Below are 22,164 nucleotides of genomic sequence, written 5' to 3'. Positions count from 1 at the left end.
ATAGAATGGCTAAGGGGCAATCTTTGCAAGATCCGTTCCTGAACGCATTACGTCGTGAAAGGGTTCCGGTCTCTATTTATCTCGTTAATGGCATCAAATTGCAGGGGCAAATTGAGTCTTTTGACCAATTTGTCATTTTATTAAAAAACACAGTTAGCCAGATGGTTTATAAGCACGCTATCTCGACTGTTGTCCCTGCTCGCCCTGTTTCTCATCATAGCGGTACTGCGGGTAGCACTGGCAATGGTAATTACCATTCAGGTAACCCTGCAGCGCAAGATGGCGAAGTAACTGAGTAAGTTTGTACGCTAAAAGACAAGGAAAGCATGGGTAGGGAGACTGTACCTGTGTTTTTCCTTTGCAATTATTGTTTAGCCTAAGAGGTTACACCTTGTTTGATAGGTATGAAGGCGGTGAACTAGCTGTATTAGTCCATGTCTTTTTTTCTCAAGAAAAAGATGTTGATAATCTGGCAGAATTTGAGTCACTTGTGACATCTGCTGGCGTAAAACCAGTACAAATAGTCACGGGCAGTCGTAAAGCCCCTCATCCAAAGTTTTTTGTTGGGGAAGGTAAAGCAGAAGAAATCGCCCAAGCTGTTGAGGAAAGTGGTGCAGATGTGGTGTTGTTTAATCATACTCTAAGCCCTGCTCAAGAACGTAATCTCGAAAGGATTTGCCAATGTAAGGTGGTTGACCGTACAGGGGTAATTTTAGATATTTTTGCTCAACGCGCACGTACACACGAAGGTAAGCTTCAAGTTGAATTGGCTCAGTTAAGGCATTTATCGACTCGCTTAGTGAGGGGATGGACGCACTTAGAGCGACAAAAAGGCGGGATTGGCTTACGAGGTCCCGGTGAAACTCAACTTGAGACTGACCGCCGGCTATTAAGAGATAAAATTAAACAAATCTTATCTCGTCTTAGTCGGGTGGAAAAACAGCGTGAACAAGGGCGTCAAGCGAGAAGTAAGGCTGATATCCCGACTATTTCGCTTGTCGGTTATACCAACGCTGGTAAGTCTAGTTTGTTTAACCGCATGACGGCCGCTGATGTTTATGCTGCTGACCAGTTATTTGCAACACTTGACCCAACACTTCGTCGTATTGATGTAGAAGATGTTGGTGTTGTCGTTCTTGCAGATACTGTGGGTTTTATCCGTCATTTACCCCATGATTTGGTTGCAGCTTTTAAAGCAACCCTGCAAGAAACACGTGAAGCAACGTTACTGCTGCACGTTATCGATGCAGCTGATAATCGCTTGGATGAAAATATTCATGCAGTTGAAAGTGTGTTAGAAGAAATCGAAGCGGATGAAATACCAACACTTTTAGTGATGAACAAAGTTGATATGCTGGAGGATTTTGTCCCGCGTATTGACAGAGATGAGGATAACAAGCCGGTTCGTGTCTGGGTTTCAGCGCAAACGGGCGATGGTATCTCATTGCTGCTACAGGCATTGACGGAACGTCTTTCAGGTGAAATCGCACATGTTGAATTGCGTTTACCACCGAATGAAGGCCGTTTACGTAGCCGTTTCTACCAACTTCAGTCAATCGAACGTGAATGGCAGGAAGAAGACGGCTCAATTGGCCTTGAGGTGCGTATGCCAATGGTGGATTGGCGGCGTCTGTGCAAACAAGAGCAGCAATTACCTGACTACGTTATTTAATTGTTTTGGTGATTAATGATGTAGTTAGGCAATGGAATTGATATTAAGAGCCCTATCGCTCTTAGCCCTGAAAATCAATCATAAAGAATGGAGCTAAAACATGGCGTGGAATCAGCCCGGTAATGACGGACAAGACCGCGATCCGTGGGGAAGCGGCAATAAAGGCGGCAACTCTGGCGGGAACAAAGGTGGTCGAAAACGTGGGGCTTATGATCTCGACGATCTCTTTCGTAAACTAGGCAGCAAGCTTGGTGGAAATAAAGGCAGCGGTGGTGATGGCGATAATAAACAACCATCACAAATCAGCGGCCGTTTAGGTATGTTAGCTCTTGCTGCTATCGTTGTTGTATGGGCAGGTTCAGGCTTCTACACCATCAAAGAAAGTGACCGTGGCGTAGTATTACGTTTTGGTGAATATAGTGGTGTTGTTGGGCCTGGTTTGAACTGGAAACCAACCTTCATTGATAGAGTTATTCCTGTCAACGTAGAAACCGTACGTGAACAAGCGACAAATGGCATGATGTTAACGTCAGATGAAAACGTGATCCGCGTTGAAATGAACGTTCAATATCGTGTTACCGACCCTGCGCAATATTTATTTAGTGTCACAAACCCAGACAATAGTCTGCGTCAGGCGCTAGATAGTGCTGTGCGTGGTGTAATTGGTCAGTCTGCGATGGAGCAAGTACTGACTACGAATCGTGCTTTTATCCGTGATGTTACACAGAAAGAGCTCGAAGCAACAATTGCGCCATACAAAATGGGTATCACACTGCTTGACGTCAACTTCCAGGCAGCGCGTCCGCCTGAAGACGTTAAAGCCGCATTTGATGATGTAATTGCAGCAAGGGAAGAAGAACAAAAAACCATTCGTGAAGCACATGCTTATCGAAACGAAGTTCTTCCTCTGGCAAAAGGTAACGCACAACGCTTAATTGAAGAAGCTGAAGCTTATAAAGCCAGTGTGGTCTTCAAAGCAGAGGGTGAGGTGGCAAGTTTTGCAAAAATGTTGCCTGAATATCGTGCTGCACCTGAGATTACCCGTGAACGTCTATATATCGAAACGATGGAACGTGTATTAGGTAATACACGTAAAGTGATAGCAAATGATAAGAGCAACAGCATGTTAGTGCTGCCGCTTGATCAAATCATGCGTGGTGCTAATACGAACGCTACATCAGCACCGAAAGTCAGTCCATCAGCCAGAATGGCGACGCCAAATAATAACGCGTCATCTAATGGCGCAACATCAGCTCAGCCAAACAGTGCTGTTCGTGGTGATGCAGTTAGAGTAGGGAGACAATAATCATGCGTAAATCGCTAATTGTTATCGTTCTGGCCATTTTGGCAGTCGCATACGCATCTATCTTTATTGTTCCTCAAACTGATCGCGGCATTGTCTTGCGTTTTGGTAAGGTTCTGCGTGATTCTGAAAACAAACCGATCATTTATGAGCCGGGTCTGCATTTCAAAGTACCATTTATTGAAACGGTAAAAATGTTGGATGCACGTATTCAGACACTGGAAATTCAGGCTGACCGCTATCTGACAAGTGAAAACAAAGACTTAATGGTGGATTCCTACCTGAAATGGCGCGTTACTGATTTCAGTCGTTACTATGTAGCGACTGGCGGTGGTAATCCATTCCAAGCGGAAACCCTGTTAAAACGTAAATTTAGTGACCGTTTACGTTCTGAGTTTGGTCGCTTAAGCGTAAAAGATATCATTACTGACTCACGTGGCCGTTTGACCATTGATGTCCGTGATGCTTTGAACAAAGGTACAGCAACTGACGATGCAACCAAAGAAGCGGATGCAGCGATTGCGGATGCAGCAAAACGTGTTGAAGAAGAAACAAACCTGAAGCCACTGGTTGTGAATGCAAACAGTATGGCGGCGTTAGGTATTGAAGTTGTCGACGTACGTATTAAACGTATCGAGCTACCAAACGAAGTTTCTGAAGCTATTTATGCGCGTATGCGTGCAGAACGTGAAGCAGTTGCACGTCAACACCGTTCACAAGGTCAAGAAGAAGCGACTAAGATCCGCGCTGTTGCAGATAAAACAGTAACAGAAACGTTGGCTGAAGCGGAGCGTACCGCACTGACTTACCGAGGTGAAGGTGATGCGATGGCAACAAAATTGTTTGCTGATGCATTCAACCAAGACCCAGAGTTCTATGCGTTTATTCGTAGCTTACGTGCTTATGAACAAAGCTTTAAGAGTGGTGATGACGTGATGGTCATGAGTCCAGACACTGACTTCTTCCGCTTTATGAAGGCACCAACTAAGCTTCGCGCGACAGATTAATAACAAGCTAAGTTGCGTGCAACCTAGCAAAATAACTGTTAATCTATTAAAGAAAAGCCCGCTTCGGTGGGCTTTTTTTCGCCTGTCGTTTTAAGTATAAGATTTTTCAGGGAAAATTTGAGCTGCTCAACTGATGGCATTCATTTTGAGTTTACGGCAGAAATAAAAAATACCATTTTACTTGCTTTCCAGAAAAAAATTTTTGTATTGCCAAAATATCACTGGAACAGTTCATTTTTGATGGTAGAATTCATTTTTAAGCAACCGAGTGTATTTCAAAATGGGTAAGAACGTTGTCGTACTGGGCACCCAATGGGGTGACGAAGGGAAGGGCAAGATCGTTGACTTGCTGACAGAGCGTGCTAAATACGTAGTTCGCTATCAGGGCGGCCATAATGCTGGCCATACTCTTGTTGTAAACGGTGAAAAAACCGTTCTCCACTTAATTCCATCCGGTATTCTTCGTGAAAATGTCATCAGTATTATTGCTAATGGTGTTGTTTTAGCGCCAGACGCATTAATGAAAGAGATGAAAGAATTGGAAGACCGCGGTGTTCCTGTTCGGGAACGTTTACGTCTTTCTGAAGCATGCCCACTGATCCTGCCTTATCATATCGCATTAGATAATGCGCGTGAAAAAGCACGTGGTTCCAAAGCGATTGGAACAACAGGTCGTGGTATTGGTCCTGCTTATGAAGATAAAGTTGCACGTCGTGGTCTACGCGTTGGTGATTTGTTTGATAAAGCCACGTTTGCAGAAAAATTAAAAGAAATCGTTGAATACCATAACTTCCAACTTGTTCATTATTATAAAGAACCTGCTGTAGATTACCAAAAAACGTTAGATGATATTATGGCTGTAGCGGATATCCTGACTGGCATGGTAATTGATGTTTCTGATCTGCTATATAAAGCAAATCAGAAGAATGAATTAGTGATGTTTGAAGGTGCACAAGGGACATTATTAGATATCGACCACGGTACTTATCCTTATGTAACCTCTTCAAATACGACCGCTGGTGGTGTAGCGACAGGTTCTGGTTTAGGCCCTCGCTATGTCAACTACGTATTAGGTATCATCAAGGCTTACTCAACGCGTGTTGGTGCAGGTCCATTCCCAACTGAGCTGTTTGACGAAGTGGGTGAGTTCCTGCGTGAAAAAGGCCAAGAATTTGGTGCAACTACGGGTCGTAAACGCCGTACTGGTTGGTTAGATATCGTTGCGATTAATCGTGCGGTACAAATTAACTCACTGTCAGGCTTCTGTATGACTAAACTGGATGTTTTAGACGGTTTAGAAGAAGTCAAAATCTGCGTAGGCTACCGTCGTCCAGATGGCAAAGTGCTTGAAACAACGCCTTTAGCTGCTGATGAGTGGGATGGCTTAGAGCCAGTTTATGAATCAATGCCAGGTTGGAAAGAAACAACTTTTGGTGTGAAACAAAGAGAATTACTGCCACAAGCAGCTCTGAATTACATCAAACGCGTTGAAGAACTAACGGGTATTCCAGTTGATATTATTTCAACCGGTCCAGATCGTTCAGAAACCATGATCCTGCGTGATCCATTTGACGTTGAGTAATAACACTGACTGCGCCTAATACAGGCGCAGTTTTTTACTGCTTTACCTCCTTCCACTATGCAGATTCTTTGATAAAACAGTCAAAACTCCCCATAATGATTGAATCAAGTCACTTTTGTGTGCAAATTATGTGCAATTAAGTGCATATTTGACTTGTGTTATACGTTAAACTTTATTTAACGACATATAATTTATTAGCATGCTATATTTTGTTCAGAAAACTGAATGTGTTGGGTTAGAAATAGCAAGCGTGAATTTTAAAATGAGTCGCATTTTTTAGGCCAATGATTTGCGGCCAACAGCGTTATAGCTAAAATTTTGAGGTGATTGTGCAACTGACTAGTTTTACAGATTATGGGTTACGAGCTCTTATTTACCTGGCATCCCTAGGTGAAGGGAAAATGACCAGTATTACAGAGGTCACCGAGGTTTACGGTGTATCGCGTAACCATATGGTAAAAATTATTAATCAGCTCAGTCACCTAGGTTATATTAAAGCCACTCGTGGCAAAAATGGCGGGATTACACTAGGACAACCAGCGGAATCAATTCGTATAGGGGACGTTGTCAGAGCATTAGAGCCCCTGACTCTTGTTAATTGTAGTGGCGAATTTTGCCACATTACACCTGCGTGTCGTTTAAAAGGTGTGCTACACCAAGCAATACAGCAGTTTTTACAAGAACTTGATCAATACACGCTGGCGGACATGGTGAAAGATAACAGCCCGCTCTATCAACTACTGCTTGACTAGCATTTGCGGTAGTTATGAATTCTGATGACAACGGAGGTAACGATGTCACAAGATCCTTTTCAGGAAAGAGAAGCAGAAAAATACGAGTCCCCAATTCCAAGTCGAGAATACATTCTTGACCTTATCTCGAAGCGTACTGCACCCGCTAATCGCGAAGAAATCGCACAATTATTGAATTTATCGACAGAAGATGAATTAGAGGCACTGCGTCGTCGGTTAAGAGCCATGGAACGGGATGGGCAATTAGTCTTCACTCGCCGTCAGTGTTATGCATTGCCGGAGCGTTTAGACTTATTAAAAGGGAAAGTGATTGGCCATCGTGATGGCTACGGCTTCCTGCGTGTTGAGGGTAAAAAAGAAGATTACTATTTATCTCAAGACGAAATGAAACGCGCCCTACATGGTGACGTTATTCTAGCGCAACCTTATGGGCAAGACCGTAAGGGGCGGACAGAGGTTCGTGTTGTTCGTGTGTTAGAACCGCGTAATAACCAAATTGTTGGCCGGTATTTTATTGAATCGGGTATGGGGTTTGTCGTACCGGATGATAGCCGTTTAAGCTTTGATATTTTGATTCCGAAAGATCGCGTCCTTGGCGCTCGTATGGGAAATGTGGTGGTGGTTGAATTAGTCACCCGCCCACAACGTCGCTCGCAAGCGGTGGGGAATATCATTGAAGTATTAGGCGAAACAATGGGAACAGGTATGGCGGTAGAGATCGCTTTACGTACCCATGAAATTCCACATTCATGGCCACCACAAGTTGAAAAACAAGTTGCGGACCTGAGTGAGAATGTCCCTGAGTCTGCAAAAAAAGGGCGCGTTGATTTACGTGATCTCCCTTTAGTGACCATTGATGGCGAAGATGCCCGCGACTTTGATGATGCGGTTTATTGTGCACCGAAAAAAGGCGGTGGTTGGCGCTTATGGGTGGCGATTGCGGATGTCAGCTATTATGTCCGTCCGCAAACAGCTCTAGATACAGAATCTCGTAGTCGCGGTAACTCGGTATATTTTCCATCTCAAGTTGTTCCTATGCTCCCGGAAGTCTTATCGAACGGCCTGTGCTCACTGAATCCTGGTGTTGACCGCCTGTGTATGGTGTGTGAAATGACAGTATCGGCATCCGGTAAGCTTTCGTCATACAAGTTCTATGAAGCGGTTATGAGCTCTCATGCAAGGTTAACTTACACGAAAGTGTGGAAAATCTTGGAAGGAGACGAAGAGCTGCGTGAGCATTATAAAGCCTTAGTGCCGCATATTGAGCATCTGCACCAATTATATAAAGCACTGGATGCTGCACGTATTGAGCGTGGTGCAATTTCCTTCGAATCCGAAGAAGCGAAATTTATTTTTAACGCAGAACGCCGTATTGAAAGTATCGAACCGGTTGAGCGAAATGATGCACATAAATTGATTGAAGAGTGCATGATTTTGGCTAATATTGCGGCGGCTCGGTTTGTTGAGAAAAACGAAGAGCCTGCTTTATACCGTGTGCATGACCGTCCTAAAGAAGAAAGCGTGATGAATTTACGCTCAGTATTCAGTGAATTAGGGTTGACCCTACCGGGTGGAATGAAGCCAGAGCCGAAAGATTATGCGCAGGTAATGAATGAAGTGGCTGAGCGCCCTGACCATGAATTACTGCAAACCATGATTTTACGTTCGATGAAACAAGCGATTTATGATCCTGAAAACCGCGGGCACTTTGGCTTAGGTTTGAAATCGTATGCTCACTTTACATCACCAATTCGTCGTTATCCTGACCTGACGTTACATCGTGGGATAAAATATTTACTGGCGAAAGAACATGGTCATTCAGATAAGCGCTGGACGGAAACAGGTGGCTGGCATTCAGATATGGATAGCATGTTACAGCTTGGTGAGCACTGTTCAATGACTGAGCGCCGTGCGGATGAAGCGACGCGTGATGTGGCTGACTGGCTTAAATGTGATTTCATGCAAGACCAAGTTGGCCAAACCTTTACAGGTTTAATCACAAGCGTCACTGGTTTTGGTTTCTTTGTGCGTCTTAATGATTTATTTATTGATGGTTTAGTGCATATTTCAACGTTGGATAATGACTACTACCGTTATGATGCGGTCGGTCAGCGTTTAATTGGTGAGTCATCAGGTACCACTTACCGTCTTGGTGATGAAGTGGAAATTCGTGTCGAAGCTGTGCATATGGATGAGCGCACCATTGATTTCGCTTTAATTTCAACTACTCGTAAAGCGAAAAACCCGGGTAAAACAGCGCGGGACAAAATGAAGCAAGAAGTGAAAAACGCGACGCGTCCAGCTCGTCGAAAAGCGGATGCGAGCAAAGATAAAAACTTCGAGCCTGATTCTGCATTTCGTCGCTCAGAGAAAAAAGGGAAAAAAGCTGAAGCTAAGCCCGAGGCGAAAGGGAAAGGAAAAGGCAAAAAACCGTCTGATAAAACCAGAAAAATTACAGCAAAATTAAAAGCTAAGCGTGTTGCAAAAAAATCCCAAAAACAAGAGGGATAATGGTATTGCTGTAGTTATGAACCATCGTTATTAACCAAAGTGGCGTATTAGCGCCACTTTACTATTTATATAAATAAGAAATTTATGAGCGAAATGATTTATGGCATTCACGCAGTGAAAGCCTTACTGGAGCGTTCACCGCAACGCATCAAAGAAGTCTATATTCTGAAAGGTCGTGAAGATCGCCGATTAATGCCGTTGGTGCATGAAATTGAAGCATTAGGTGTCGTCGTTCAAGTGGCGAATCGTCAATGGATGGATAGCCAAACTGAAGGTGCGGTTCACCAAGGCATCATTGCGAAAGTACTACCAGGTAAACAATATCAAGAAGGTGACCTGCCTGATTTATTGGAGAGCACACCATCGCCATTTTTATTGGTATTGGATGGCGTGACAGACCCACATAACTTAGGTGCATGTTTACGTAGCGCTGATGCGGCAGGTGTTCATGCTGTGATTGTTCCTAAAGATAAATCCGCTCAGCTTAATGCAACTGCGAAAAAAGTGGCCTGTGGTGCGGCAGAAAATATTCCTCTTATTCGTGTGACGAATCTAGCAAGGACATTGCGCTTGCTACAAGAATACAATGTATGGATTGTGGGAACGGCAGGTGAAGCTGACCACAATTTATATCAAAGCAAGTTAACGGGCCCGATAGCTCTGGTGATGGGAGCTGAAGGTGAAGGTATGCGTCGTTTAACTCGTGAGCATTGTGACGAGTTAATTAGCATTCCAATGGCAGGTTCTGTGTCATCATTGAACGTCTCTGTAGCAACAGGGGTTTGCTTGTTTGAAGCCGTGCGTCAGCGCTTATCCGTTTCTGTAGAAAAATAATATTTAGCGTAAAATTGCATCCATCTCTTGAGTTTTATATCAGGGATGGGTATAGTTACGCGTCAATTTTTTAGCCGCACTCAACAAGTTCCTTGCCTCCGCGGGCCGCGGTTAACCCAGACAGGAGGCTAATAATCCGTAAGGAGCAACTACTAATGCGTCATTACGAAATCGTTTTTATGGTCCATCCTGACCAAAGCGAACAGGTTCCGGGCATGATCGAGCGTTACAGTGCTGTTATCACTAACGCACAAGGTCAGATTCACCGTCTGGAAGACTGGGGCCGCCGTCAACTGGCTTACCCAATCAACAAACTGCACAAAGCACACTATGTTCTTCTGAACGTAGAAGCGCCGCAGGAAGCGATTGATGAGCTGGAAACTAACTTCCGCTTCAACGATGCCGTTATCCGCAGCATGGTTATGCGCTTAAAACACGCAGTAACAGAAGCTTCTCCAATGGTCAAAGCTAAAGACGAACGTCGTGGCCGTGACATGTCTGATGAATATCAGGATGAAGAAGTAGAAGAAACTGGGGATTCTGAAGAGTAATTGCGCAAGTGACCACTAATCGTTTGGTGCTCACAGGCACAGTCTGTAAAGCATTGATTCGAAAAGTGAGTCCGTCAGGCATTCCTCACTGCCAGTTTGTTTTAGAACATCGTTCGGAGCAACAGGAAGCGGGGTTGTCAAGGCAAGCATGGTGCAGAATGCCCATTATCGCCAGCGGACAAACCTTACAAGCTCATACTCACAGTATAACGGTCGGCAGTTGGATTACAGTAAGCGGTTTCATTAGTACCCATCAGGGTCGCAATGGGATCAGCAAGATTGTCCTCCATGCCGAGCAGATTGATTTGATAGATTCTGGAGACTAGCCATATGGCACGTTATTTCCGTCGTCGCAAGTTCTGCCGTTTCACAGCGGAAGGCGTTCAAGAGATCGACTATAAAGATATCGCAACGCTGAAAAACTATATCACTGAAAGTGGTAAAATTGTACCAAGCCGTATCACCGGTACTCGTGCAAAATATCAACGCCAGCTCGCTCGTGCTATCAAGCGCGCTCGCTACCTGTCTCTGTTACCATACACTGATCGTCATCAGTAATTGGTACAGTCCATTAACGACTAATAGAGGATAAGGTAATGCAAGTTATTCTGCTTGATAAAGTAGCTAACCTAGGTAGCCTGGGTGACCAAGTTAACGTTAAATCGGGCTATGCTCGTAACTTCTTAGTACCACAGGGCAAAGCTGTTCCTGCAACTAAGAAAAACGTTGAATTTTTCGAAGCTCGCCGCGCTGAACTGGAAGCTAAATTAGCTGACGTTCTGGCAGCAGCACAGGCTCGTGCAGCAGCTGTTACTGCACTGGGTTCTGTAACTTTAGCTTCTAAAGCTGGTGACGAAGGTAAACTGTTCGGTTCAATCGGTACTCGTGATATCGCTGACGCAGTTACTGCGGCTGGCGTTCAAATCGCGAAAAGTGAAGTTCGTCTGCCAAACGGCGTTCTGCGTACTACTGGTGACCACGAAGTTCACTTCCAGTTACACAGCGATGTTTTCGCAGAGCTGAACGTTATCATCGTTGCTGAGTAATCAATAATGATGATATGCATCATTGGGTTATCCATGGTGCAAATAAAAAACACCGGCTAAGTCCGGTGTTTTTTGCTTTTTAGATATCTGTTTTTTTTATTTCATAAGCGTTTTTGCACTAATACTAAGGCGTTCTGTAATAACTCCCATCGCTTAATCGCGCAAAGCTATAGGTTTTTCCATCAGAACCGGTAGTTTCTAATAATTGAACTTCACCTTTTGAATTGGCTTTTAATCGAATTTTTTGCCCTTGACGTAAATTACTCAGTGGTTTTTCTGCACCTTCTACGCGAGCCATAATAAAAGCGTCATTGGCTTGTAAGTTATTATCACGAAACAGTTGTGCGAGAGTCTTCCCTTTTTGAACTCGGTAGTTTTGCCATTCGCTAGTTGAAGGGCGAGTGGTTTTGGGCTCAGGCGCTTTTTCTGGTGAAGTCACTATTGGAGGCTCATTGGGTGTGGGCTCAATAGGTTCTGGAATAATCTCAGGCTCAGTAGGTAAAAGTGGGGAATTACCTTCAGGTGTCGGCACTGGCTCTGGTACTGGTGGTGTAATAGTAGATTCAGGCATGACCTCAGGGGTAGTGGGTGGGGGAATGACAATCGGTTGGTTTTGAACAATATCGCTGGGGGATTTATCACTTGTAGGCCAAAAAAAAGCGACCACGACAATTAGGGCGAGCAGTGCAATACCATAGCGATGAAATTTTGAAAGTTTAAACATCACTCCTCCTTGATGAGGCAATGAGTAAATTAGACCGTATTAATACGCATACTAGCACCCTTTTTAGACATTTTTAGCGTTTAGCTGAATTTTTCAGAGAACACTGAATAAATTTGTCGGGAATCAATCAGTTTTATTCTTTAGATTCATTGTTTGGGTTTACCCATAAGGGTGAGGCTGCTATTCTTGGTTTTTCTCAAAATCATATGGGTATTTTCATGGCAAACCAAAATTTCGATTCGGTAGAAGCTCAAGCGAGTTATGGCATAGGTCTACAAGTTGGGCAGCAATTATTAGAGTCAGGGCTAGAAGGTTTAGTGCCAAATGCAATCCTAGCAGGTCTCGTTGATGCTTTAGAAGGCAATATGCCATCGGTACCTGTTGAAACTCTGCACAAAGCATTGCGTGAAGTGCATGAGCGTGCCGACGCTGTCCGTGTCTCTCGTCAGGCAGCATTAGCGGAAGAAGGCCAAAAATTCCTAGATGAAAACCAAAAACGTGATGGTGTTTCAACGACTGAGTCAGGCTTACAATTTTCAGTGATTAACCAAGGTGATGGTGCTATCCCATCCCGCTCAGACCGTGTACGTGTTCATTACACAGGGCGTTTAATTGATGGCTCTGTGTTTGATAGCTCAGTACAACGTGGTCAGCCAGCAGAATTTCCTGTAAGTGGTGTTATTCCTGGTTGGATTGAAGCATTGACTCTGATGCCAGTTGGTTCTAAATGGGAATTGTATATTCCTCATCAATTAGCTTATGGTGAGCGTGGTGCAGGCGCATCAATCCCGCCATTCAGCACATTAGTATTTGAAGTTGAATTACTTGAAATTTTATAATTTCTGTTAATTTAGTTCACAGCTAAAAAGCCTCATTGTCTTTGGACTTTGGGGCTTTTTTTATGGCGTTAATTTCACACAATTGCTACTCTTGCTATAAAGGGTCATCAGAGAGGTGAATAATATGCTACAGCAAATTTGCGAATTAGCTCAAGAAGCGGGTTATGCGATTATGGAAACTTATAATGCGCAAGAACCTTTACAGGTTGAACATAAAAGTGATAATTCGCCTGTGACCGAGGCTGATATTGCCGCCCACAATGTGATTACAGCAGGCCTTGCTCGCATTGCCCCTGATATCCCTCAACTGTCTGAAGAAGACCCTCCACAGTGGTCAACCAGGCAGAATTGGCAACGTTATTGGTTGATTGACCCATTGGATGGAACGAAAGAATTTATTAATCGTAATGGGGATTTTACGGTTAACATTGCACTGATTGAGAATGGCGTACCAACGATGGGGGTGGTATATGCCCCCGCGAAAGGGTTGCTATATTATGCGGAAGGAAATCAAGCCTGGAAGGAAGAAGGTGGCCACAAGCAACTTATTCATGTGAATGATGCTAAGCCTCCGGTGATTGTTATTAGCCGTTCTCATCAAGACAATGAATTAATGGATTATTTAAAACAAATGGGTGAACACACGACAGTAGAAATTGGTTCTTCACTCAAATTTTGTTTGGTTGCGGAAGGAAAAGCACAGCTTTATCCACGTTTTGGGCCTACGAATATTTGGGACACTGCTGCGGGTCATGCGGTTGCCATTGGTGCAGGTGCGAAAGTCGTTGATTGGCACGGAAAAACGTTAGACTACACACCGCGAGAATCCTTTTTGAACCCAGGTTTTCGGGTCATTTTATTCTAAATATTGGTAAAGGTTGGGAAGTGATTTCCCAACCTAATTAATAACTAATTATCTAGTTTCAGCACTTTGGCAGTAGCTGTACGAATATCTAAACAGGCTTTTGCATCCGTTTTTAAATCAATCCCATAGGTTGGAATTATATCTTTTAAACGTGTTTCCCATCCATCGGCTTTGAGTTGGTCATCAAAACAGGTTTTTAATACATTTAGTGCAATAAATGCCGCAGTGGAGGCCCCCGGAGATGCGCCCATCAATACAGTAAATGATTTATCCGCACTGGTAATCAGTTCTGTACCAAATTCTAAAACCCCTTTCTTATCATGGTCAGGCTTAATAATTTGTACTCGTTGCCCTGCAACCACCTCTTTCCAATCCTCATGCTGTGCTTCTGGGTAGAATTGTTGCAACATGGCAAATTGGTGAGCAGAAGTTTGCAGAACTTGGCCTACTAAGTATTCTGCGAGTGACCAGTTATCTTTCGCAACCGCAAGCATTGGTTCAATGTTATTCAATTTAACCGATTCAAACAGGTCTAAATAAGAGCCATGCTTAAGGAATTTACTCGAAAAACCGGCATAAGGCCCAAATAATAGAGAACGTTTACCTCCAATAATGCGAGTGTCCAAGTGTGGAACAGACATTGGTGGTGAGCCTTTATCTGCTTTACCATAAACTTTTGCATGGTGGCGAGAAGCAATTTCTTCGTTATCACAACGCAACCAGATACCACTAACAGGGAATCCACCATACCCTTTTCCTTCAGGGATCTCAGATTTCTGCAGTAATTCGATTGCCCGCCCGCCTGCACCAACGAACACAAACTTCGCGGAAGTGATCGTTTTTTCATGCGTGAGTAGATTTTTAACTTCAATATTCCATCTGCCATCGGGGGTCTTTTTAACATCGATGACTTCATGTTTATAGTGAATTGAAAAACCGGATTGTTCGCTTAATTGTGCAATTAATAAATGCGTTAGTGCACCGTAATCAACATCAGCACCAGTATTAACACGGGTAACCGCAATCGCTTCTTTAGGATCACGGCCTTCCATGATCAGTGGTGCCCATTCGTTGATCTGTTTTGGATCATCACTGTATTCCATATTGTGGTAACAGTGGTGAGCTGACATCTGTTGGTAGCGTTGTTTTAAGAATTTTACATTGTCTTCACCCCAAACAAAGCTCATATGTGGGCATGGGTGAATAAAGTCACGTGGATCTTTAATTTTACCTTTGGTGACTAGATAAGACCAAAGCTGGCGAGAGAGATCGAACTCCGTATTGACTTCAAGCGCTTTACTGATATCCACCGTACCATCTGGGTTTGGTGGAGTATAGTTCATCTCACAGTTAGCGGCATGACCTGTTCCCGCATTGTTCCACGGATGGGAGCTTTCTTGGGCACAGTCGTTTAGCCTTTCAAAAACAGCAATCGTTAGCGAAGGCTCTAGTTCTTTGAGAAATGTACCAAGCGTTGCACTCATGATCCCTGCGCCGATGAGAGCAATATCGACATTTTCAGCAATCGGTTTATTCATGATGGCCTCTATTTTTTTGTTGGAGTAAAGCTAAGATTGGTACCTTCTTGATAGACAACATAAGCACGACGCCATGGCTCATCACCAATAAGCCGCCATTTATGGCCGGTTCCTGTATTATCTTGCGCAAGTAAGATATCACCAGGATTGATGATAAATTTAGAACCATCTTTAGTTTCGAATTCTAAAGTGCCGGAAAGGGTAATGACATAACGAGGAACAGGGTCTTGATGCCAATCAAAAGAACCGCCGGAAACTGTTTCACGGAAGGTCAGTTCACTGGCTGCAATGGCGGAGGTTTGGCTATCTCCTCCTGTGACATTATTGAGCTCAAGAGTGCCTTCTTCAAATAGAGAATTTCCATCTTCTCCTGTCCACATACGAACGCAGCGTATCATTTTATTTAGCTCCTTAATCACCGATTGTAGTGTATAACAATTATTTGATATTAATTGGATACAAAAATAAGACTCTTAAAATGATGATAAATAAAATTAAATATTATTTAAATTTAAGGTTTTTTAGCGGATAGGTCAAAGTGAAATATGTTTTATCTTGGAATTATGGTTTTATTTTTTAATAAAAGAATAAAATAATAAAAGTTGATTATCTTTTTACGATTGTTTTTATTTTTATCGTTCGTTTAATGATTGATAAAAAATAGGAAAGCTCACTATGACTTTATTTTATCATTATGAGCTATCAGAGCTGGATTAGCTATTTGAGAATAGCGTTTAGGGCGAGGTATTGGATCAACATGATGGTTTTACCATCAACAATTTCTCCCGTGTTAATCGCATCAATGGCTTTAGAGAAAGGCCACTCTAAAACTTCAATATCTTCGCCTTCTTCCTTAAGTCCACCACCCGCGTTTTGACGATTATTATCACTGTATTCAGCGATGTAAAAGTGGAGTTTTTCGGTGACAGAGCCTGGGCTCATAAAGGCTTCAAAAACTTTTTGAATTTTATCGACTTTAAAACCCGTTTCTTCTTCGGCTTCAGCAATAATTCGTGTTTCTGGTGAGGCGTTTTCGAGTAAACCTGCGGCAGCTTCAATTAGAAAATCAGAATAGCCATTTATATAGACTGGCATACGAAATTGGCGAATTAATATAATGCTATTCTTTATTTTGTTATATAACAAAATAACGGCACCATTGCCTCTATCATAGACTTCGCGTTCTTGTTGTTGCCAACTACCGTCTCGTCGTTGTAACTCATAAGTATATTTTTTTAAAATATACCAATTGTCTGAAAGCAGTTTCTCTCGAATATTACGTATGTTGGGGAGTTTTACAGTCATTAAGCAGCCTTAGTAAGCAAAAATGATTTTGTTAATTTAACACTGTTAATTTCTGTATGAAATAGGATTTAGATGGGACCTACTTTAAAGCAGATCCCATTGTAAAGCTGTGAATTATTTAATGATTTGGATTTGTTTAACTTCGACTTCTCTTGAATTCCAGTCTTTATCAATTTTACCGCGAATTTCAACTTTGTCTTTTGGCGTTACGTTGATACCGTTCCAACGCTTTTCACTGATTTCTAAATTAATGGTGCCAGTACCATCAGTGAACTCATAATGTTTATTGTCGAGTTGTTTAACGATATTACCACGTAAAATAACCCAGCTATCATCTGACATATCAAGTGCTTTTGCGACCGTCATTTCCCCACTATTTGGGCCGATGAAACCACCCGTTTGAGTCGTTTGAGTCGTTGTATTTATGGCTGCACCTGGGCCATCAAATCCACCATTTGCAGCGAAAACAGGGGCACTTGCGAGTGCAGCAACTAAAGCGATTACAGGTAATTTTTTCATCATCAGTATCTCCAAATGGACATGAACTTGTTGTTTGTATGGAGGGTATTAAACCAAGTAAATCTTAACAGGATCTTAAGAAACATAATTAACGAATTATATTTTTAATTTTATTAATTATAGCTAGTCATCTCAAGACTGATGGGATAAATATAATAATATGCTGAGGTGGAGGATATTATGCGTATTCTATTAATTGAAGATGACAGGCTAATTGGTGATGGTCTAAAAGTGGGATTAACACAGCTAGGGTTTACGGTTGATTGGTTTATGGATGGTAAACAAGGGCAAATCGCTTTATTTGATGCACCCTATGATGCTGTTGTACTCGATCTTTCATTACCAAATATTGATGGCATGGATATTTTAAAATATTGGCGCAAGGAGGGGCGTGATGAACCTGTCTTGATTTTGACGGCACGAGATGCACTGGATCAACGTGTTCAAGGGTTACAACAAGGGGCTGATGATTATCTTTGTAAACCTTTCGCTTTAATGGAGGTTATGGCACGTTTACAAGCGTTGATCCGTCGTCGAAGTGGGCAATTATCGTCTAAGCTTACACATGGTGATGTTGAAATGGACCCGATTGCAATGACAGTGACACAGCAAGGCGAACCTGTACAGCTAAAGGGTAAAGAGTTTGCCTTACTATCTTTATTTATGCATAACCCAAATAAAGTTTTCTCTCGTCCTTTAATTGAAGAAAAATTGTATAACTGGGATGAAGAGGTCTCTAGCAATTCTGTTGAGGTACATATCCACCATTTAAGGCGTAAATTAGGTAATAAGTTTATTCGAACCATTCATGGTGTTGGCTATCGATTAGGTGATGATAAATGATGAAGACATTTAGTCTTAGGCTGAAACTCACTTTAATGCTGCTCCTGTTAGCTTTGCTGACATGGGGGATCGCCAGTTCGTTAGCGTGGTACCAAAGCTATAAAACGATTAATGAGCTATTTGATACCCAGCAAATGGCGTTTGCTAAACGGCTATCTGTTTTACCATCAGACTTTGAATTGAGCCGGCCTTCCCTGACTAAAACCAAAAAATTATTGCGCAAGAACCGTGGCCATCAGGATGACGATGCATTGGCATTTGCTATCTTTTCACAGAATGGCGAAATGGTATTAAACGACGGTGATAACGGTAGAGATATTGTCTACCAATTTAAGCGAGAAGGGTTTACCGATGGGATGCTCCAAGGAAGTGACGACCCTTGGCGTTTGGTGTGGTTAAAATCTCAAGATGGTCAATATGTTATTGCAGTAGGGCAAGAGTGGGAGTACCGGCAAGAAATGGCGACCGATATTATGGTTGCACAATTTATGCCTTGGTTGATGGCTTTGCCAATTATGTTATTGCTATTTTTATGGCTGCTCACACGTGCTTTACGTCCATTGAGGGATGTAGCAAAGCAGCTATATCACCGAAAGCCAGATGAATTAACCCCAGTACAAGTAACGCGCATCCCCAGTGAAGTAAGACCCATTATTGACTCCATGAATGTGCTATTTGGCCGTATTAATGACATGTTCGCTCGCGAGCGACAATTTACATCGGATGCCGCTCATGAATTACGTAGCCCACTCGCAGCATTAAGAGTACAGGCGGAAGTGGTACAAATTGCGGGGAATAATACAGATATCCGTAATCATGCAGTGGCTAATTTATCGGAAGGTATTGATAGGGCAACAAGGCTTGTTGACCAACTACTCATGTTGTCTCGGTTAGAGTCATCCTCGCAACTTGATGATATTACGGCGGTATCTTGGCCCATATTAATTGAAACAGCAATAAAGGATGTTGAACCCGAAGCTCAAGAGCAGCAAACAACGATAATAAACACCTTAATAAGTCGTCCCCCTGATTTTCAAGGTCAGCCATTACTACTCAATGCGTTGCTGAGAAATTTACTCAATAATGCAATACGTTATGGAAAAATAGCTGGGCGAGTGGAGATCATTTTGTATGCTGACCACCTTGAAATTCAAGATGATGGTAATGGTGTGACACCTGAAGTTTTACAGCGTCTAGGTGAGCGTTTTTATCGTCCACCAGGACAAGAAAAGACAGGGAGTGGTTTAGGACTCTCTATTGTTAAGCGGATTGCGCAATTGCATCATTTGCAGGTTATTTTTACTCATGGCACTAATGGCGGGTTTTGCGCCAAAGTGTATTGGAATGAAACTAAAGCGTGATAATGCGCACATTAGTCATGATTATTTATGAAAAAAACAATCATAATTATGCATGTTTAATGTAAGGGTATTTTAGCATAACTCACTATTTTTGACGTAATAGAGATAGACTGAATTGTAGGTGTAGTGTGCGAAATTACGCACACTACATAATAGTAAAAGTTTGACCTTATTGGTTTAGTGATGAGCTTAACAAACTAATGACTTTTTGAATTTCTTGGGGATTTAATTCACCATCTTTGAAAAACAACACCTTTCCGTGATTATCCAATACGATAATTGCTGAACTTTCTGGTTTCAAACCCCATGCACTCTTCACCGTACCCTCGCTATCAACAATAAATTGTGAATAAGGGAACTCTTTTTTGCTATCTTCAACACTATTTTTAACAAATACACCCGTACCGAACATTGCATCATCAGTATTAATGATTGTTGTTGTTTGATAGGTATCATGCGGGAATTTGGCTTGTTTGATGGCTTCAACTAAAGGGGCATTGAGCTCTTTTGCGGAAGAACGGCCAGCAATATGTTGAATTGTCCGTACTTTTCCAACGAGCTGTTGGCTTTTCCACGGTTGATAATCCAATTTCCCTTCATTATTTATGACAAGCTCACCTTTGTCGGTGACAGAAATGGTAGGAACAGATTGGTTTAATTGAATATTTGCAGCAGAAGCTATCGCTGATGCCCCTAGCAAGCATATTAAAAGTAAATAATTTCTTATCATAACAGCCCCTTGATTGATTATTTTGTCATGTGAGCCTAACGGTTTGTCTGATTACTGCTATTTATAGCATAGCTCATCGGATGAGTTACAAGAGGTAATTTAACATTTTTTTAAAATTCAGAATAAAAACAATGTTTATAGGGCTTTAACAGTTAGTTTACAGTGTCATGTTATGTCAGTAAATTGAATAAAACTGCAATTTTAGAACCAAAGTGAAAATTTCTGGTCTATGATTATTGTACGGTATGAGTTATTGAATATCGTAAGAACAAAGGGGAGGCAAAGTTCTAATGAAAATTTTTAACCGTTATAACCCATCAAAGATTGCTCTTTACGTCAAAACGCTATTCCGTGGCCGGCTCTATATTAAGGATTTTGGGGCATTTGAGTTTAACTATGGGAAAATTCTACCACCTAAAATTAGTGATAAGCGCCATTACAATGTGATGAGTGAGGTCAACAAACAGGTTTCATTATTGCAGGCAGAAATGGGGTAGGTTAATCAAGAAGGTTTTGGTTAACAACGCGCCACATGGGTGGCGCATTGAAAGAAACGGCTTCGCCATCAAGCACTAATGTTCAGTATCTTTTGTTTGTTGTTTTGCGTCAGCCGTTTCAATAGTATTTTTTCCGGGCTGTACAACGACAGGTGATGGCACCGTAGTAAGACGAGTTACGAGTAATTGGTCAATTTTGTAATTATCAATATCGACAACTTCAAATTTGTATCCCGCATATTTCACATAATCTGTCCGCTTTGGCATTCTTCTTAACCGGTACATCATAAACCCTGCGATGGTTTCATAGTTGCTAAAGTCAGGGAAATCATCAATATCCAAAATGCGCATCACATCTTCGATCGGTGTTCCACCTTCAACTAACCAAGAATTCTCATCACGTACCACGATTTGCTCTTCTTGTCCTGGACCAATTAAGTCTCCCATTAAAGTGATCATTACATCATTGATGGTAATGATACCCATGACTAATGCATATTCGTTAAGAATAACAGCAAAATCGACGGCGTTTGTTTTAAATGCTTCTAAGGTATCTGATAATGAGAGAGTGTCAGGGATCATTAGCGTATTTCTAATGTGAGCACCATCTTTTAAACTTAAGCTCTGCCCATTGAGCACGCGATTAAGTAATTCTTTTGAATCAACATAACCGATAACATGATCGATATCCCCTGCACACACTAGGAACTTAGAATGGGGTTGGGTTGAAATTTTATGTTTGATACTGTCTTCTGACTCATCTTTGTCAAAATAAATAATGCTCTCACGTGGGGTCATGGCTGATGGCACAGTACGTGATTCCAGCTCAAACACATTCTCAATTAATTCGTGTTCTTGCTTACGTAATACACCCGCTACAGCACCCGCTTCAACGACCGCAAAAATATCATCAGAAGTGATATCTTCATTACGTGACGTCGGTAATTTGAATAACTTAAAAAAGAGGTTCGCAAGGCCATTAAAAAACCAGACGAATGGGCCCAGTACCACTAAACAGAAGCGCATTGGATTCACAATGCGAATCGCAATGGCTTCAGGTTTTACCATACCGATACGTTTAGGTGTTAAATCTGCCACTAAAATAAACAAGCTCGTCACAATGGTGAACGACAGTACTGATGAAACTTGCTGAGCCCAGCTTGGCGATAAAAATTGAATAAAGATATCGTACAAAGCTGGAGAAAAAGCAGACTCTCCCACAATACCGGCAAGGATAGCAACGGCATTTAAACCAATTTGAACGACGGTAAAAAACATTCCCGGCATTTCTTGTAATTTAAGCACGCGAGCCGCATTAATGTTGCCTTCATCGGCCATAAGTTTAAGTTTAATGCGGCGGGAAGCCGCCAGAGAAATTTCTGACAAAGAAAAGAATGCGCTGATTGCACATAATAATAGAACAATTAATAAACTGTTGAGCATAAGTTATCCAGCCAATCAAAGGAAGAATCCATAAAATTCAAAAATCTCTGAAGGCATAGTCTCGTGTATTTAAATATATTGAGTATGCAAATATATGTTGCGCGATATGCGCAAATTGTTGATATGTTGCATTAGTATAGCACTGAGGTGATTTATCTGCCTAGATATTCATCATCATTCAGGCTGCTTTAAGTCATATTGAAAAGCAGCTTGAATGGTTGGGAAGATGAACTCACTGTAAT

At 42.1% G+C, this 22,164-nt stretch carries 24 protein-coding genes; 17 read left to right on the top strand and 7 right to left on the bottom strand.

Annotated features, from left to right (window positions below; translation table 11 throughout):
* Positions 1-5 precede the first annotated feature (5 nt).
* The 12 genes from hfq to rplI all read left to right on the top strand — a co-directional run bounded on the left by hfq (position 6) and on the right by rplI (position 11,258).
* Positions 6-299, top strand: a complete 294-nt coding sequence (hfq, locus tag PR725_RS03310; protein WP_004906005.1) for an RNA chaperone Hfq — start codon at positions 6-8, stop codon at positions 297-299.
* A gap of 92 nt (positions 300-391) precedes the next feature.
* Complete coding sequence (gene hflX / locus PR725_RS03305) at positions 392-1,672, top strand: ribosome rescue GTPase HflX (RefSeq protein WP_004907402.1); 1,281 nt, start codon at positions 392-394, stop codon at positions 1,670-1,672.
* Positions 1,673-1,772: 100 nt separating this feature from the next.
* Complete coding sequence (gene hflK / locus PR725_RS03300; protein ID WP_109912138.1) at positions 1,773-2,978, top strand: FtsH protease activity modulator HflK; 1,206 nt, start codon at positions 1,773-1,775, stop codon at positions 2,976-2,978.
* A 2-nt stretch (positions 2,979-2,980) separates the two neighbouring features.
* Positions 2,981-3,982 carry a protease modulator HflC gene (gene hflC, locus PR725_RS03295; RefSeq protein ID WP_109912137.1) on the top strand — a complete coding sequence of 334 codons (1,002 nt, stop codon included), beginning with the start codon at positions 2,981-2,983 and terminating at the stop codon, positions 3,980-3,982.
* A gap of 280 nt (positions 3,983-4,262) precedes the next feature.
* On the top strand, positions 4,263-5,564 hold the full coding sequence (locus tag PR725_RS03290) for an adenylosuccinate synthase (protein WP_004907406.1): 1,302 nt from the start codon (positions 4,263-4,265) through the stop codon (positions 5,562-5,564).
* Positions 5,565-5,893: 329 nt separating this feature from the next.
* The gene (gene nsrR, locus PR725_RS03285) at positions 5,894-6,316 is read left to right on the top strand and encodes a nitric oxide-sensing transcriptional repressor NsrR (RefSeq protein WP_004907407.1); all 423 of its coding nucleotides are present in this window, start codon (positions 5,894-5,896) and stop codon (positions 6,314-6,316) included.
* A 42-nt stretch (positions 6,317-6,358) separates the two neighbouring features.
* Positions 6,359-8,827, top strand: a complete 2,469-nt coding sequence (rnr, locus tag PR725_RS03280; RefSeq protein ID WP_198635113.1) for a ribonuclease R — start codon at positions 6,359-6,361, stop codon at positions 8,825-8,827.
* Between the two features lie 84 nt (positions 8,828-8,911).
* Entirely contained in the window at positions 8,912-9,661 is a 750-nt protein-coding gene (rlmB, locus tag PR725_RS03275; protein WP_004907412.1) for a 23S rRNA (guanosine(2251)-2'-O)-methyltransferase RlmB, read from the top strand.
* A gap of 155 nt (positions 9,662-9,816) precedes the next feature.
* On the top strand, positions 9,817-10,212 hold the full coding sequence (gene rpsF / locus PR725_RS03270; RefSeq protein ID WP_004905988.1) for a 30S ribosomal protein S6: 396 nt from the start codon (positions 9,817-9,819) through the stop codon (positions 10,210-10,212).
* 8 nt (positions 10,213-10,220) lie between these two features.
* Positions 10,221-10,538: a primosomal replication protein N gene (priB, locus tag PR725_RS03265; RefSeq protein WP_004907414.1), complete on the top strand. Its 318-nt coding sequence runs from the start codon at positions 10,221-10,223 to the stop codon at positions 10,536-10,538.
* Between the two features lie 4 nt (positions 10,539-10,542).
* On the top strand, positions 10,543-10,770 hold the full coding sequence (rpsR, locus tag PR725_RS03260; protein WP_000135199.1) for a 30S ribosomal protein S18: 228 nt from the start codon (positions 10,543-10,545) through the stop codon (positions 10,768-10,770).
* Positions 10,771-10,808: 38 nt separating this feature from the next.
* A complete protein-coding gene (gene rplI / locus PR725_RS03255) occupies positions 10,809-11,258 on the top strand; it encodes a 50S ribosomal protein L9 (RefSeq protein WP_004907418.1) in 450 nt (149 codons plus the stop codon).
* A gap of 124 nt (positions 11,259-11,382) precedes the next feature.
* On the opposite strand, the gene PR725_RS03250 is transcribed toward rplI, so the two are convergent.
* Complete coding sequence (locus tag PR725_RS03250; RefSeq protein ID WP_109912135.1) at positions 11,383-11,982, bottom strand: LysM-like peptidoglycan-binding domain-containing protein; 600 nt, start codon at positions 11,980-11,982, stop codon at positions 11,383-11,385.
* Positions 11,983-12,200: 218 nt separating this feature from the next.
* Between PR725_RS03250 and PR725_RS03245 the strand changes: the two genes are divergently transcribed.
* Both PR725_RS03245 and cysQ read left to right on the top strand, forming a co-directional pair.
* Positions 12,201-12,821, top strand: a complete 621-nt coding sequence (locus tag PR725_RS03245; protein ID WP_004907421.1) for a peptidylprolyl isomerase — start codon at positions 12,201-12,203, stop codon at positions 12,819-12,821.
* 124 nt (positions 12,822-12,945) lie between these two features.
* The gene (cysQ, locus tag PR725_RS03240; protein WP_004907423.1) at positions 12,946-13,686 is read left to right on the top strand and encodes a 3'(2'),5'-bisphosphate nucleotidase CysQ; all 741 of its coding nucleotides are present in this window, start codon (positions 12,946-12,948) and stop codon (positions 13,684-13,686) included.
* 44 nt (positions 13,687-13,730) lie between these two features.
* Here the strand turns inward: cysQ and mqo are convergent, their stop codons facing one another.
* The 4 genes from mqo to PR725_RS03220 form a co-directional block, all read right to left on the bottom strand.
* Positions 13,731-15,224, bottom strand: a complete 1,494-nt coding sequence (gene mqo / locus PR725_RS03235) for a malate dehydrogenase (quinone) (RefSeq protein WP_117162647.1) — start codon at positions 15,222-15,224, stop codon at positions 13,731-13,733.
* Between the two features lie 8 nt (positions 15,225-15,232).
* Positions 15,233-15,622, bottom strand: coding sequence for a cupin domain-containing protein (locus PR725_RS03230; protein WP_004907427.1), 390 nt, complete (start codon positions 15,620-15,622; stop codon positions 15,233-15,235).
* A gap of 319 nt (positions 15,623-15,941) precedes the next feature.
* Positions 15,942-16,529 (bottom strand): GDP-mannose pyrophosphatase NudK, encoded by a 588-nt coding sequence (gene nudK / locus PR725_RS03225; RefSeq protein WP_110731584.1) that lies wholly within the window; start codon positions 16,527-16,529, stop codon positions 15,942-15,944.
* A 114-nt stretch (positions 16,530-16,643) separates the two neighbouring features.
* A complete protein-coding gene (locus PR725_RS03220) occupies positions 16,644-17,048 on the bottom strand; it encodes a YgiW/YdeI family stress tolerance OB fold protein (protein WP_042851727.1) in 405 nt (134 codons plus the stop codon).
* Between the two features lie 180 nt (positions 17,049-17,228).
* Here PR725_RS03220 and qseB point away from each other — a divergent pair, with 180 nt between their 5' ends.
* Positions 17,229-17,891, top strand: a complete 663-nt coding sequence (gene qseB / locus PR725_RS03215) for a quorum sensing response regulator transcription factor QseB (protein WP_004907431.1) — start codon at positions 17,229-17,231, stop codon at positions 17,889-17,891.
* Positions 17,891-19,252, top strand: coding sequence for a quorum sensing histidine kinase QseC (gene qseC, locus PR725_RS03210; protein WP_164529382.1), 1,362 nt, complete (start codon positions 17,891-17,893; stop codon positions 19,250-19,252). Before qseB ends, qseC begins: the two co-directional genes overlap by 1 nt.
* A gap of 169 nt (positions 19,253-19,421) precedes the next feature.
* On the opposite strand, the gene PR725_RS03205 is transcribed toward qseC, so the two are convergent.
* Positions 19,422-19,982: a YtfJ family protein gene (locus PR725_RS03205; RefSeq protein ID WP_196718305.1), complete on the bottom strand. Its 561-nt coding sequence runs from the start codon at positions 19,980-19,982 to the stop codon at positions 19,422-19,424.
* A 290-nt stretch (positions 19,983-20,272) separates the two neighbouring features.
* On the opposite strand from PR725_RS03205, the gene PR725_RS03200 reads away from it, so the two are divergent.
* Positions 20,273-20,479 carry a DUF1107 domain-containing protein gene (locus PR725_RS03200; protein WP_109912131.1) on the top strand — a complete coding sequence of 69 codons (207 nt, stop codon included), beginning with the start codon at positions 20,273-20,275 and terminating at the stop codon, positions 20,477-20,479.
* Positions 20,480-20,554: 75 nt separating this feature from the next.
* Here PR725_RS03200 and PR725_RS03195 read toward each other — a convergent pair whose 3' ends face one another.
* Positions 20,555-21,922 carry a hemolysin family protein gene (locus PR725_RS03195; RefSeq protein ID WP_109912130.1) on the bottom strand — a complete coding sequence of 456 codons (1,368 nt, stop codon included), beginning with the start codon at positions 21,920-21,922 and terminating at the stop codon, positions 20,555-20,557.
* Positions 21,923-22,164: the final 242 nt, after the last annotated feature.

Source organism: Providencia sp. PROV255 (assembly GCF_028478065.1).
GTDB lineage: Bacteria > Pseudomonadota > Gammaproteobacteria > Enterobacterales > Enterobacteriaceae > Providencia > Providencia rettgeri.
This window is presented reverse-complemented; position numbering and strand designations above follow the sequence as displayed.

Bases quoted from the DNA above. Each gene is read 5' to 3' on its own strand.
- hfq (WP_004906005.1), top strand. From the start codon at position 6: ATGGCTAAGGGGCAATCTTTGCAAGATCCGTTCCTGAACGCATTACGT.
- hflK (WP_109912138.1), top strand. From the start codon at position 1,773: ATGGCGTGGAATCAGCCCGGTAATGACGGACAAGACCGCGATCCGTGG.
- hflC (WP_109912137.1), top strand. From the start codon at position 2,981: ATGCGTAAATCGCTAATTGTTATCGTTCTGGCCATTTTGGCAGTCGCA.
- PR725_RS03290 (WP_004907406.1), top strand. From the start codon at position 4,263: ATGGGTAAGAACGTTGTCGTACTGGGCACCCAATGGGGTGACGAAGGG.
- rnr (WP_198635113.1), top strand. From the start codon at position 6,359: ATGTCACAAGATCCTTTTCAGGAAAGAGAAGCAGAAAAATACGAGTCC.
- rlmB (WP_004907412.1), top strand. From the start codon at position 8,912: ATGAGCGAAATGATTTATGGCATTCACGCAGTGAAAGCCTTACTGGAG.
- rpsF (WP_004905988.1), top strand. From the start codon at position 9,817: ATGCGTCATTACGAAATCGTTTTTATGGTCCATCCTGACCAAAGCGAA.
- rpsR (WP_000135199.1), top strand. From the start codon at position 10,543: ATGGCACGTTATTTCCGTCGTCGCAAGTTCTGCCGTTTCACAGCGGAA.
- rplI (WP_004907418.1), top strand. From the start codon at position 10,809: ATGCAAGTTATTCTGCTTGATAAAGTAGCTAACCTAGGTAGCCTGGGT.
- PR725_RS03250 (WP_109912135.1), bottom strand. From the start codon at position 11,982: ATGTTTAAACTTTCAAAATTTCATCGCTATGGTATTGCACTGCTCGCC.
- PR725_RS03245 (WP_004907421.1), top strand. From the start codon at position 12,201: ATGGCAAACCAAAATTTCGATTCGGTAGAAGCTCAAGCGAGTTATGGC.
- cysQ (WP_004907423.1), top strand. From the start codon at position 12,946: ATGCTACAGCAAATTTGCGAATTAGCTCAAGAAGCGGGTTATGCGATT.
- mqo (WP_117162647.1), bottom strand. From the start codon at position 15,224: ATGAATAAACCGATTGCTGAAAATGTCGATATTGCTCTCATCGGCGCA.
- PR725_RS03230 (WP_004907427.1), bottom strand. From the start codon at position 15,622: ATGATACGCTGCGTTCGTATGTGGACAGGAGAAGATGGAAATTCTCTA.
- nudK (WP_110731584.1), bottom strand. From the start codon at position 16,529: ATGACTGTAAAACTCCCCAACATACGTAATATTCGAGAGAAACTGCTT.
- PR725_RS03220 (WP_042851727.1), bottom strand. From the start codon at position 17,048: ATGAAAAAATTACCTGTAATCGCTTTAGTTGCTGCACTCGCAAGTGCC.
- qseB (WP_004907431.1), top strand. From the start codon at position 17,229: ATGCGTATTCTATTAATTGAAGATGACAGGCTAATTGGTGATGGTCTA.
- qseC (WP_164529382.1), top strand. From the start codon at position 17,891: ATGAAGACATTTAGTCTTAGGCTGAAACTCACTTTAATGCTGCTCCTG.
- PR725_RS03205 (WP_196718305.1), bottom strand. From the start codon at position 19,982: ATGATAAGAAATTATTTACTTTTAATATGCTTGCTAGGGGCATCAGCG.
- PR725_RS03200 (WP_109912131.1), top strand. From the start codon at position 20,273: ATGAAAATTTTTAACCGTTATAACCCATCAAAGATTGCTCTTTACGTC.
- PR725_RS03195 (WP_109912130.1), bottom strand. From the start codon at position 21,922: ATGCTCAACAGTTTATTAATTGTTCTATTATTATGTGCAATCAGCGCA.